The organism is Bradyrhizobium sp. WSM1743 (assembly GCF_000473065.1).
GTDB lineage: Bacteria > Pseudomonadota > Alphaproteobacteria > Rhizobiales > Xanthobacteraceae > Bradyrhizobium.
In genome coordinates this window covers 21326-32597 of the sequence record NZ_AXAZ01000084.1, presented here as the reverse complement: position 1 = coordinate 32597, position 11272 = coordinate 21326, and the positions used below count along the sequence as shown (strand labels likewise).

At 63.3% G+C, this 11272-nt stretch carries 11 protein-coding genes; 4 read left to right on the top strand and 7 right to left on the bottom strand.

Features of this window, described 5'->3' with window-relative positions; genetic code table 11:
• The 6 genes from YU9_RS43245 to YU9_RS0133450 form a co-directional block, all read right to left on the bottom strand.
• A partial coding sequence (locus tag YU9_RS43245; RefSeq protein ID WP_245266635.1) for an MFS transporter occupies nucleotides 1–341 on the bottom strand: 341 nt, incomplete at its 3' end.
• Between the two features lie 113 nt (nucleotides 342–454).
• On the bottom strand, nucleotides 455–1852 hold the full coding sequence (gene lpdA / locus YU9_RS0133470) for a dihydrolipoyl dehydrogenase (protein WP_027576684.1): 1398 nt from the start codon (nucleotides 1850–1852) through the stop codon (nucleotides 455–457).
• Between the two features lie 7 nt (nucleotides 1853–1859).
• A complete protein-coding gene (locus YU9_RS0133465) occupies nucleotides 1860–3131 on the bottom strand; it encodes a dihydrolipoamide acetyltransferase family protein (RefSeq protein WP_027576683.1) in 1272 nt (423 codons plus the stop codon).
• 1 nt (nucleotide 3132) lies between these two features.
• On the bottom strand, nucleotides 3133–4146 hold the full coding sequence (locus YU9_RS0133460; RefSeq protein WP_027576682.1) for an alpha-ketoacid dehydrogenase subunit beta: 1014 nt from the start codon (nucleotides 4144–4146) through the stop codon (nucleotides 3133–3135).
• 3 nt (nucleotides 4147–4149) lie between these two features.
• Nucleotides 4150–5409 carry a 3-methyl-2-oxobutanoate dehydrogenase (2-methylpropanoyl-transferring) subunit alpha gene (locus tag YU9_RS0133455; RefSeq protein WP_051380605.1) on the bottom strand — a complete coding sequence of 420 codons (1260 nt, stop codon included), beginning with the start codon at nucleotides 5407–5409 and terminating at the stop codon, nucleotides 4150–4152.
• Nucleotides 5406–5672 (bottom strand): hypothetical protein, encoded by a 267-nt coding sequence (locus YU9_RS0133450; RefSeq protein ID WP_036018765.1) that lies wholly within the window; start codon nucleotides 5670–5672, stop codon nucleotides 5406–5408. Before YU9_RS0133450 ends, YU9_RS0133455 begins: the two co-directional genes overlap by 4 nt.
• Before the next feature lie 134 nt (nucleotides 5673–5806).
• Between YU9_RS0133450 and YU9_RS0133445 the strand changes: the two genes are divergently transcribed.
• From YU9_RS0133445 to YU9_RS0133430, 4 genes are all read left to right on the top strand, one after another.
• Nucleotides 5807–6319 (top strand): Lrp/AsnC family transcriptional regulator, encoded by a 513-nt coding sequence (locus YU9_RS0133445; RefSeq protein WP_051380604.1) that lies wholly within the window; start codon nucleotides 5807–5809, stop codon nucleotides 6317–6319.
• A gap of 300 nt (nucleotides 6320–6619) precedes the next feature.
• Nucleotides 6620–7504: an NAD(P)-dependent oxidoreductase gene (locus tag YU9_RS0133440; RefSeq protein WP_027576678.1), complete on the top strand. Its 885-nt coding sequence runs from the start codon at nucleotides 6620–6622 to the stop codon at nucleotides 7502–7504.
• Between the two features lie 37 nt (nucleotides 7505–7541).
• A complete protein-coding gene (locus YU9_RS0133435; protein ID WP_051380603.1) occupies nucleotides 7542–9023 on the top strand; it encodes an aldehyde dehydrogenase in 1482 nt (493 codons plus the stop codon).
• A gap of 156 nt (nucleotides 9024–9179) precedes the next feature.
• Nucleotides 9180–10259 carry an isocitrate/isopropylmalate dehydrogenase family protein gene (locus YU9_RS0133430; protein ID WP_027576676.1) on the top strand — a complete coding sequence of 360 codons (1080 nt, stop codon included), beginning with the start codon at nucleotides 9180–9182 and terminating at the stop codon, nucleotides 10257–10259.
• Nucleotides 10260–10269: 10 nt separating this feature from the next.
• On the opposite strand, the gene YU9_RS0133425 is transcribed toward YU9_RS0133430, so the two are convergent.
• Nucleotides 10270–11166, bottom strand: a complete 897-nt coding sequence (locus YU9_RS0133425) for a LysR family transcriptional regulator (RefSeq protein WP_027576675.1) — start codon at nucleotides 11164–11166, stop codon at nucleotides 10270–10272.
• Nucleotides 11167–11272: the final 106 nt, after the last annotated feature.

The window sequence follows — 11272 nt, the reverse complement described above, 5'->3', positions numbered from 1 at the left end:
GGGTACCAATAGGTGAGATAGAGGATGATGCCGGGAAAGAAGCCGGCTTCGGCAACGCCGAGCAGGAAGCGCAGGACGTAGAAGCTCGTGACGCCGCTGACCACCGCCATCAGTGCCGAGATGATGCCCCAGGTCACCATGATGCGGGCGATCCAGCGGCTGGCGCCGAATTTNTCCAGCGCGAGATTGCTCGGCACCTCGAAGATGAAGTAGCCGATGAAGAAGATGCCGGCGCCCCAGGAGAAGATCAGCGGCGTGAACTTCAGCTCGGCATTCATGGTCAGCGCGGCGAAGCCGAGATTGACGCGGTCGAGATAGGAGAAGAAGTAGGCCAGCACCAGGAACGGGATCAGACGCCAGGAGATGGCGCGGATGGTCGAGGCCTCGATTGCCGTTTTCGCCCGTTTGCGGGACTGGCGATGATCGTGGTCTGGCTCATGGTTTCCCCAATGTTTTAGATATGAATTGCGTGTCCCAGCGATTTCAGCGATGCCTCGTGAAACGCTTCGCTTTGGGTCGGATGCGCGTGGATGGTCATCGCAATGTCCTCGAGGCGTGCACCCATCTCCAGCGCAAGGCTGAACGCCGCTGAAAGTTCGGCGATGCCGGCTCCGACGCCCTGGATACCAAGCAGAAGATGGTTGTCAGCCCGCGCAACGGTCCGGATGAAGCCGTCCTCGCGCTCCAGCGTCAGTGCGCGACCGTTGGCCTTGAACGGAAAGAGATCCGTCTTGACATCGAAGCCCTTGCCGCTTGCCTCGCTCGGCGACAGGCCGACGGTGACGATCTCGGGATCGGTGAAGCAGATCGCCGGGATCGAAACCCGGTCCCAGGCGCGGCGGCGACCGGCGACGATCTCTGCGACCATTTCGCCATGTGCCATGGCACGATGCGCCAGCATCGGCTCTCCCGTGACGTCGCCGATCGCGAAGATGCCGTGCATCGAGCTGCGGCATCGGTCGTCGATCCGGATGAAAGGTCCGGTCATGTCGAGATCGAGAGCCTCGAGGCCAAAGCCGGATGTCGCCGGCCTTCGGCCGACCGTAACGAGGAGCTTGTCGGCATCCAGCGTCCTCTGCTCACCGCTGGCGGTCTCGATCGTGAGCGCGGTCCCGTCCGCGATCAGCGTTTTCGCCTTCGCGCCTGTCAGGACGATGACTCCGAGCGCGCTCAGGCGCCTTTCGACCGGCGCGCTCAGCTCGCCATCATATTGCGGCAGAATGCGTGGCTCGGCCTCGACGACCGTGACGGCCGCGCCCAATTTCGCAAAGGCCGTGCCGAGCTCGAGGCCAATGTAGCCGCCGCCGACCACGACCAGCTTGTTCGGGATCTCGGTGAGCGCCAGCGCCTCGGTCGACGAGATCACGCGGCCTCCGAATGGCATGTGCGGAAGCGCGACGGGCTCGGAGCCGGTCGCGATCACCACCGTTTCGGCATGGATCATCTGCGCCCCGGATTGTGTTCCGACCTCGACGGACTTGCCATCGCGAAAACGAGCATGTCCGGCTATGAGCCTGACACCCGCTTTCTTCAGGAGGCCGGCCACGCCGCCATTGAGGCGCCGGACGATCCCGTCCTTCCAGGCGATGGTCCTGGCGAAATCGAGCGACGGCTTTGCCGTGGAAATTCCGAGCGCATTCTTGTCCTCGGCGGCAGCTGCGATCGTTTCATACTCGCCGGCCGCATGGATCAGAGCCTTGGAGGGAATGCAGCCGACATTGAGACAGGTGCCGCCCGGCTTTTCGGCTTCGACGATGATCGTATCGATGCCGAGCTGGCCGGCGCGGATCGCGCAGGTATAGCCGCCGGGACCAGCGCCGATGACAAGGAGCTTGCAGGTAATTTCAGCCATCGCACTATCAATCAATGAAGATCATGGCCGGCGTTTCCAGCAGCAGCTTGATGTGTTGCACGAATTGGGCGGCATCAAAACCATCGATCACGCGATGATCGAAGCTGGATGACAGGTTCATCATCTGGCGCGGCACGAAGGCCGTGCCGTCCCAATGCGGTCGGATGGCGATCCGGTTGACGCCGACGATCGCGACCTCCGGGTGATTGATGATGGGGGTCGTCGCGAGCCCGCCGAGCGCGCCGAGCGACGTGATGGTGATGGTTGAGCCGGTGAGTTCGTCGCGGGTGGCGTTGCCATTTCGAGCTGCTTCGGCGAGCCGCGCGACCTCAGCGGCGCAATCCCAGAGGTCGCGCGCTTCCGCATGCCGGACGACGGGTACCACCAGACCGGTCGGGGTCTGGGTGGCGATCCCGATGTGAACGCCGGCGTGCTGGTGCACGATCCCGGCCTCATCGTTGAAATGGGCATTGAGATGCGGCAGCTCGGCGATCGCGCGCACCATGGCGCGCATCAGGAACGGCAACAATGTCAGCTTCGGCTCGTCCGGCCGCTTCTGGCCGTTGACCTTCGCGCGCAAATCCTCGAGCGCCGTGACATCGATCTCTTCGACATAGGTGATGTGCGGGATGCGCGAGTTCGCAATCGACATCTTCTCGGCGATCTTGCGGCGCAAGCCGACGATCTTGATGTCGGTGACTGCAGTTTGTGCCGGATGCGGCGTCGCTGTCGGTCCGGTGCGGTCGCGCGCGAGATGGGCGTCGAGATCATCGTGAGTGATCCGCCCAGCCGGACCCGTGCCGCGAATCTGCCGCAGGTCGACGCCTGCTTCCCGCGCACGGAGCCGGACGGCGGGAGCGGCCAAAGGCCGTTCGGCTGCGTGGTGGAGGGGCGAAGCGGAGCGCTGCGACCTCCGTGCGTCGGGCGGCTCGCTCGCCGGCCCGCGCGGGGCGGTTGCGCCGTGATCAACCCTCTTGGCCGCAGCGCCTGCCGCGGGCGATGCGAGGTTGGCCGCCTCCGTCGCCTGCTCGCTCTTGCCGTCGATCTCCAGCCGAACGAAATCCGAGCCGATGGCGAGAAGGTCGCCGACATTGCCGGCCAGCCAGGTGACGCGTCCGTCCGTCGGCGAAGGGATTTCGACGGTCGCCTTGTCGGTCATGACAGCGCCGAGCACGGCGTCCTCACGTACGACATCTCCGACCTTCACGTGCCATTCCACGAGCTCGGCTTCCGCTATGCCTTCGCCGACGTCGGGCAGCCTGACCACGCGCTCGGCCATCTCAGGCCTCCAGCGTTTCGATCAGCGCGCGGCCGATCCGCGCCGGCCCCGGGAAGTAGTCCCATTCCTGCGCATGCGGGTAGGGCGTATCCCAGCCGGCAACGCGAACAATCGGTGCCTCCAGGTGATAGAAGCACCGCGTCTGGACCAGCGCGCAGAGCTCGGCGCCAAAGCCGGATGTAAGCGTTGCCTCATGCACGATCACGCAGCGTCCGGTCTTCTTGACCGAGGCTTCGATGGTGTCGAGATCGAGCGGCAGCAGGGTGCGCAGATCGATGATCTCGGCGTCGATATCGGTTTCCGCCGCGGCCGTCTCGGCGACATGAACCATCGTGCCGTAGGCAAGGATGGTGACGGCCTTGCCTTGCCTGCGGATCGCAGCGCTGCCGAGCGGAATTGCAAAATGTCCGTCGTCGACCTCGCCGAGATCATGCTTCGACCATGGTGTCACCGGACGGTCATGATGGCCGTCGAACGGGCCGTTATAGAGTCGCTTCGGTTCGAGAAAGATCACAGGATCGGGGTCCTCGATCGCCGAAATCAGCAGGCCCTTGGCATCGCGCGGATTCGACGGCACGACCGTCTTGATACCGCAGACATGGGTGAACAGCGCTTCCGGGCTCTGGCTGTGCGTCTGCCCGCCAAAGATGCCACCGCCGGTCGGCATGCGCACCACGAGCGGGCAGGTGAACTGGCCGTTGGAGCGATAGCGCAGCCGCGCAGCCTCCGAGACGATCTGGTCATAGGCCGGATACATGTAATCGGCGAACTGGATCTCGACACAGGGTTTCAGGCCGTAGGCCGCCATGCCGACCGCGACGCCGACAATGCCGAGCTCGCTGATCGGCGTATCAAAGCAACGGCTCGTTCCGTACTTCGCTTGCAGGCCCTGGGTTGCGCGAAACACGCCGCCGAAATAGCCGACGTCCTCGCCGAACACCACGACATCGTCATCGCGCGACATCATCACATCCATGGCGTCGCGGATCGCTTCGATCATGGTCCGCCGTGTCATGGCTCAGACTCCGGCTTCCTGGCGCTGGCGACGCAGATGTGGCGGCATTTCGGCGAACACACCCTCGAACATGTCGCGCGCCGATGGCCGCTGCTCGGAATGGAGCGTGCCGTAGCTCTCGGCTTCCTTCTGCGCCGAGATCACGGTGTCGAGGATCTCGGCCTCGGCCTGCTTGTGCCGCTCCTCCGACCAGGCGCCGCGCACGATCAGATGGTTCTTCAGCCTGATGACGGGATCTCCCAGCGGCCATGCCTCGGATTCCGTCTTCGGCCGATAGCCTGCAGGATCGTCCGAGGTGGAATGCGCACCGACGCGATAGGTCACGTGCTCGATCAGGGTCGGGCCGAGATTGCGGCGCGCGCGCTCGCAGGCCCATTTCGCCACCGCGTGGACCGCGAGGTAATCGTTGCCGTCGACGCGCAGCGCCGGAATGCCGAAGCCGAGACCGCGCGCCGCGAACGTGCCGGAGCCGCCGCGCGCGATGCCCTGGAAGGTCGAGATGGCCCATTGATTGTTGACGATGTTGAGCACGACCGGCGCGCGATAGGTCGAGGCAAACACGAGGGCGGCATGGAAGTCGGATTCGGCGGTTGCGCCATCGCCGATCCAGGCAATCGCGATCTTGGTGTCGTTCTTGATCGCAGATGCCATCGCCCAGCCGACCGCCTGGATATATTGGGTGGCGAGATTGCCGGAGATTGAGAAGAAGCCGTGCTCCCGGGAGGAATACATCACGGGCAGCTGGCGTCCCTTCAGGGGATCGTGCGTGTTGGAGTAGATCTGGCAGGCCATCTCGACCAGCGAATAGCCGCCGGCGATGAGAAGTCCTGCCTGACGATAGGTCGGAAAATTCATGTCGCCAGGTGCGAGCGCCTTGCGGAAGGCGCAGCTCACGGCCTCTTCGCCCATATGCTGCATATAGAACGACGTCTTGCCCTGGCGCTGCGCCATCTGCATGCGCGCATCGAACGCGCGCAGCGTCATCATGTGACGCAAGCCCTCGAGCAATTCGCTGTCCGAGAGCGCGCCGGCCCAGGGACCGACGGCCTCGCCGTCGCGATTGAGCACACGAATCACGGAAAAGGCGAGATCGCGTATGGCCTCGGCGTCCACGTCGACGTTGGGGCGATCGACCTGGCCCGCGCGTGGGATGCGGATGTTCGAGAAATCTGGCGTGCCGCCCGGGCGCACCGCCGGTTCCGGCACGTGAAGCTTCAGGGGCGCAGGCTCCGGCGACCGAACTGCTTCGCGCCGCGAGCTCATGGTGTCATGTGTGAGGTCTTGGTCGGGCATTGGCATTCACCCCTCACCTCGATCGCATCAATGCAGAACAACGCGCCAACGCGGCGAACGAGCCGGTCGATGATGTCGCGGTCATCGATGTCTATGGAAGCCGAGATGCGGCATTCGCTCGCGTCCGCTCGTGCGCTGACGGCAGCAAGCCGAAGCCCCGCGACGCGCGTCTGGTCGAGCAGGCGGCCGAGTGCGGCGTGCATATCGCTGGTCTGAAGTTCGAGAAGAAACACCGCATATGTCTCGTTTTGCTGGCATATCGTACTGGCAAAGGTCAGGATTGTTGTTCCTTTAATCTGGGTGTAGCTTGGTTTTGCCGTATGAATTTTCTAAGTATCGACCGTGATCCCAGAATGGAGTTCTTGGTATGGCGCCGGTCGGACGTGCCACAGGGCCGGTCAAGGCACCGCGCAAGGATGCGCTTCGGCTCGACGAAATCGATCGCAAGATCCTGCGCGCCTTGCAGCAGGATGCGCGCCTGACGACGGCGCAACTCGCCGACAAGATCGGGCTCTCCACCACGCCGTGCTGGAACAGGCTGAAGCGCCTGGAGACGCAGGGCTACATCGATGGCTACGTTGCCCTGCTTAATCAGGACAAGCTCGGCCTGCCTGAAACGGTCATCATAGAGCTGACGCTCGATCGCCATGACGAGGAGATGCTCGAACGTTTCGGCCAGCTGCTTACGAACTTGCCGGAGGTGATCGAAGCCTATCTCACCACGGGCGATTACGATTATGTCGTGAAGGTCGCGGTCGAGAGCACCGCTGGCTACGAACGCTTCCTGCGCGAAAAGCTCTACCGTATCCCAGGCATCCGCCACAGCCGATCGTCGTTTGCGCTGCGCTGCCTGAAGAAGCTGACGTCGGTGCAGGTCTAGTCAAATGTGCCCCGACGATGAGAAGACGTCACCGGGTGTGACGTCCTCTCCTCGCGTTCGCGTTGAAAGGTTTGGCGCGTCAGAAGGCCTTCTTGCCGATCGCACCAGACCGCCCCGCGCCGGTAGATCAGAAAAACCAAACAGGGGGTCAGAAAAAGCGCCTTGCATGAAGCAAGGAGGCGCCGCTCATCTCGTGCCAGCAAGAAGAAAGCCTGTTGCAGGCGAGGAAACGACGGTTGCGAGGGTCCTTCCAGCGCGAGATCACGACTCCGTCGCGCCTTTAGGTCTGGGATTGCCGTGATGAGAGTCGGAATTATCGGTGTCGGCCTGATGGGCCATGGAATCGCGAAGAACGTCCTGGTGCGGGGCGGTTTTCCTCTGGCTTTTCTCGATCATCCCGGAAATCAGCCCGTGGACGATCTCATCGGCCTCGGCGCTGCGGCCTGCAAGACTCCCGGCGAGATCGCGGACACATCGGATATGATCATCCTTTGCGTAACGGGCTCACCTCAGGTCGAAGCAATCCTCACGGGCGAGGCCGGCGTTCTGTCTCGTCTCGCCAAAGGAACCATCATTGTCGATTGTTCGACGGCGCTGCCGGAATCGACATTGCGGATGGCTGCCGCCGTTGAAGCGGCGGGCGGACGCTTTCTCGATGCGCCCATGACACGCACCGCCAGGCACGCGGAAGAAGGTACGCTGAACCTGCTGATTGGCGGCGACGAAGCCGACCTTCGCAGCGTCCGTGCGGTCCTCGCGTCTTTCACCGAACGTGTCGAGCATGTCGGTCCGGTGAGCTTTGGCCACCGGCTCAAGCTGCTCCACAACTACGTGTCGATCGGCTTCATGGCGCTGCTTGGCGAGGCTGCGGCGCAGGCCGCCGAGGCAGGCGTCGATCCGGCGATCTTCGTCGATGTTCTCGCCAAGGGAGGCGGCGCGGGCGTTGCGCTCCAGCGCATGGCGCCGGCGATCGTGACCGGCGACGGCGGCGCCGTTCCATTCTTCATCGGCAATGCGCTAAAGGACATCTCCTACTACCAGACGATGGCGAGCCACTCCGGAGCATCCAAGGCGATCGCCGACGGTGTTGGCGCTGCCATCGCGGCTGTGGTCGAGAGCGGCCACGGCCAAGCCTATATATCCGACCTGGCGCGGCTCCTTCGCAAGACGAAGTCAGCAGCCTAGACCGAGAATCAGTGTTGAGACAGGGACGAACGACCCAATGACAAAGACCGATATCCGATTTCCCGTAGACGGCCGTACGCGCAAGATGTTCGTCGATGGCGCGTGGGTTGAGGCCCGCTCGGGGAAAGTGTTCGAGACGCGCAACCCTGCGACTGGCGAAGTGATCGGTCGTGTCCCGCGTGGAGATGCCGGCGACATCGACATCGCCGTCACCGCCGCCCGCCGTGCCTTCGTGGGACCGTGGAGCCGCTTCAAGCCGTTCGAGCGACAGGCTCTGCTCCTGCGTATCGCAGATCTCTTCGACAAGCACTGGGAGGAGATCAGCCAGTCCGACACGGCGGACATGGGCATGCCGATCGTGAGGACGCGAGCCAACAAGCTTCGCGTGCTCGGCATGCTCAGATATTACGCCGGCATGGCGACCGCGATTCACGGCCAGACGATCGACAATTCGCTTCCCGGCGACATCGTCTCGTTCACGCGAAAGGAGCCCGTCGGCGTGGTCGGCGCGATTATTCCATGGAACGCGCCCACGGCGGCGTCGGTGTGGAAGATCGGGCCGGCGCTTGCGACCGGCTGCACGATCGTGCTCAAGCCCTCCGAAGAGGCGCCGCTGACGCCGCTCCTGATCGCAGATTTGATGAATGAGGCAGGCGTGCCGCCCGGTGTCGTCAACGTCGTGACCGGGACCGGGACGGAGGCGGGTGCGCCTTTGGCCGAACATCCCGGCGTCGACAAGATCGTCTTCACGGGATCCACGGCGACCGGGCAGGCCATCATCCGCGCCTCTGCCGGTAACCTCAAGCGGGTGTCTCTCGAGCTTGGCGGCAAGTCGCCCGTGATCGTCTGTGCCGATGCGGACCTCGACAAGGCAGTCCCGATTGCGGCAATGGCGGCGTTTGCAAACTCGGGCCAGATCTGCATCGCCGGATCCCGCTTGTTCGTTGAACGGTCGATCCACGACGAATTGGTCGAACGGCTCGGGAAGTTTGCCTCGGCCCTGAAGATCGGAGATGGCGCGGATCCCGCGACGGAGATTGGTCCCCTCGTTTCCGAGCGACAGCTCGACAAGGTCGAAGGCTTCTTGCGGAGCGGGCGCGACGAGGGCGCGAAGGTCGTGACCGGAGGCCGGAGGCTGAGGGAAGGCGCTTTCGCGAGGGGAAATTTCGTGGAGCCCACAGTGTTCGCCGGTGTCTCCGACAACATGCAGATCGCCCGAGATGAAATCTTTGGTCCGGTGATTTCGGCGCTGCCCTTCGACACGCTCGATGAGGCCGTGGAGCGAGCCAACGCGACGCCGTACGGGCTCGCCGCGGGTGTCTTCACGCGCGACGTGAGCAAGGCCCACATCCTCTCGCGCAGTCTGCGTGCCGGGTCGGTTTGGGTGAACACCTATCATGCGATTGATCCCGCATTGCCCTTCGGCGGTTACAAAATGAGCGGATATGGCCGCGAAGGCGGCACGGAGCAGCTCGACGAATATCTGAACACCAAGGGGGTCTGGATCAAGCTGGACTGACCCGATCATTCTGTCGGCTTCGCCGCCAGTCGCGACGATAAGCACCTCATCGACCATCTCATCGGACGGCGGCGCGCCGATGCGCAATCTCGCGCATTCACCGCTGCGACGGAACAGATGTGGCCACGACAACATTCAACTCACCGAGCGAGCATCATGAAGGACAATTACAAAATTGCGGTCGTGCACGGAGATGGGATCGGACCGGAAGTCGCTCGTGCGGCGGTTGCGGTGCTGCAGGCCGGTGTCCAGACCGGCACGCTCCAATTTTTGGAGTATCCGGCGGGCGCGACTCACTTTCTTGAAACGGGGGACTCGTTTCCCGCAAGCTCGTTCGAGGGCTGTCGCGCGGCTGACGCCATTCTCCATGGCGCAGCCGGCATTCCCGGAGTGGTTCACCGTGACGGAACGGAAGCCGGACTTGATTTCACGCTATCGCTTCGCTTCAAGCTCGATCTTTATGCCAACGTGCGGCCCATCAGGCTCTACAAGGGCGTGCCGTCTCCGCTCGGGCGTCCGGGGTCCATCGATTACGTCATCGTCAGGGAGAACAGCGAGGGGCTCTACGCCGCGCGCGGCGCGGGTGCGCTGCTGAGGGAGGAAGTCGCAGTCGACACGCTGGTCCAGACCAGAAAGGGTATCGAGCGTATCGTCCGGTTCGCGTTCGACCTCGCCAGGTCGCGGAACGGTTCGCCAAAAGACGGACGGCGCCGGGTCACCTGCTGCGACAAGGCCAACGTCCTGCGTACCTATGCATTCTTCCGTTCCGTCTTCGATGAGGTGGCCAAGGAGTATCCCGACATCGAAGCCGAGCACGTCCTTGTTGATGCGATGACGGTTCATCTCGTCAACAGGCCCTCGCATTTCGATGTCATCGTCACCGAGAACATGTTCGGAGACATCATTTCGGATCTCGGTGCCGCGACGGTCGGCGGCATGGGCATGTCTCCGTCGGAAGAGGTCGGTGACGGGGTCGGCTTCTTCCAGGCCTCGCATGGCTCGGCGCCCGATATCGCGGGGAAGGGACTCGCCAATCCCTATGGAACGATCCTGGCGTCGATCCTGATGCTGCGGCGTCTGGATCAGCGCCATCGGGACAATCGGCTCCGGCTTGGTGCCGACAGGATCGAGGGGGCCGTACGCGCTGGGCTGGAGGATGCAGCGCTGAGGACGCGCGACATCGGCGGCAATGCGACGACCAGCCAGGTCGTCGATGCGCTCCTGAAGCTGCTCTGAGCGTGAGGCGTCAGCGCAGCTGGGAAAGACTTGCGCGGATCAACGAGATCAGCTGCTCGGTGTTCGGGCGCCTGACCGAGCTGCGGGTGGTGATCAAGCCGATTCGGCGAAGCTTGATTTGATCGGAGATCGGGACCACACGAAACCGCTGCACGCCGGCCTGCACCAGTGCGACCCGTGGCACGATCGCGATACCGAGGCCGGAGGCGGCCAGTGCCACCGCCGTCGTGGCGGCCTGGACTTCGAACTGCACGTCGAGGCGGACGGCAAGCGTCTCCAGCGTCTCATCGATCAGCCCTCGGACTGCAGTCGTCTTCGACAGCAGGATGGCCGGCTTTTCGACGAGATCGGCGAAGCTGACGCTCGATTGCCCCTCGTCGAACACCGGCGGTACGCAGGCAAACAGCGGATCCTCGAGGATCGGCTCGAACTCATAGTCCCCCATGTCGGGAACTTCTGGACCAATACCGAACTCGACATCCTGCCGCTTGAGCAATTCAAGCATGGGCGTCGTGGAGAGCTCCATGAGCTGCACCTGGCTCCGCGGATAGCGGACCTTGAATGTCGCCAGGATGTTGGGCAGCCATCCGGATGCGAGCGTCGGAACGCAGGCCATGCGAATGTGACGGCTGCGGGACTGCGCTGACTCGCTCAGCAGATCGAGCCCGGACTGAACTTCCTGGAGGGCGCGCTTCGCCTGCTCGAACAGAATTCGCCCCTCAGGCGTGAGCAGCACCTTCTGCGGCGTCCTGCGAAAAAGCAGGACGCCGATCTGCTCCTCCAGGTCGCGGATCTGCATGCTAACCGCAGACGGCGATCGGTTGGATTCGTCCGCCGCTTTCCGGAAGCTTTCGTGCTCAGCTGCGAGCAGGAAGGTATGGAGAAGCTTGAGATTGATGTTCGACAAGTCTTTCGCCTGGGTCTGCGCTTGGACACGCTTGGCCGAACCCGCGTCGCGGAAGCCTAAGTCCCGTAGTATATCTTGATTCAGGTCAATAGGCGTTTTCCCCGAG

Excerpts from the sequence above, each read along its gene's own strand:
- lpdA (WP_027576684.1), bottom strand. The coding sequence starts at position 1,852 with ATGGCTGAAATTACCTGCAAGCTCCTTGTCATCGGCGCTGGTCCCGGC.
- YU9_RS0133465 (WP_027576683.1), bottom strand. The coding sequence starts at position 3,131 with ATGGCCGAGCGCGTGGTCAGGCTGCCCGACGTCGGCGAAGGCATAGCG.
- YU9_RS0133460 (WP_027576682.1), bottom strand. The coding sequence starts at position 4,146 with ATGACACGGCGGACCATGATCGAAGCGATCCGCGACGCCATGGATGTG.
- YU9_RS0133455 (WP_051380605.1), bottom strand. The coding sequence starts at position 5,409 with ATGAGCTCGCGGCGCGAAGCAGTTCGGTCGCCGGAGCCTGCGCCCCTG.
- YU9_RS0133445 (WP_051380604.1), top strand. The coding sequence starts at position 5,807 with ATGGCGCCGGTCGGACGTGCCACAGGGCCGGTCAAGGCACCGCGCAAG.
- YU9_RS0133440 (WP_027576678.1), top strand. The coding sequence starts at position 6,620 with ATGAGAGTCGGAATTATCGGTGTCGGCCTGATGGGCCATGGAATCGCG.
- YU9_RS0133435 (WP_051380603.1), top strand. The coding sequence starts at position 7,542 with ATGACAAAGACCGATATCCGATTTCCCGTAGACGGCCGTACGCGCAAG.
- YU9_RS0133430 (WP_027576676.1), top strand. The coding sequence starts at position 9,180 with ATGAAGGACAATTACAAAATTGCGGTCGTGCACGGAGATGGGATCGGA.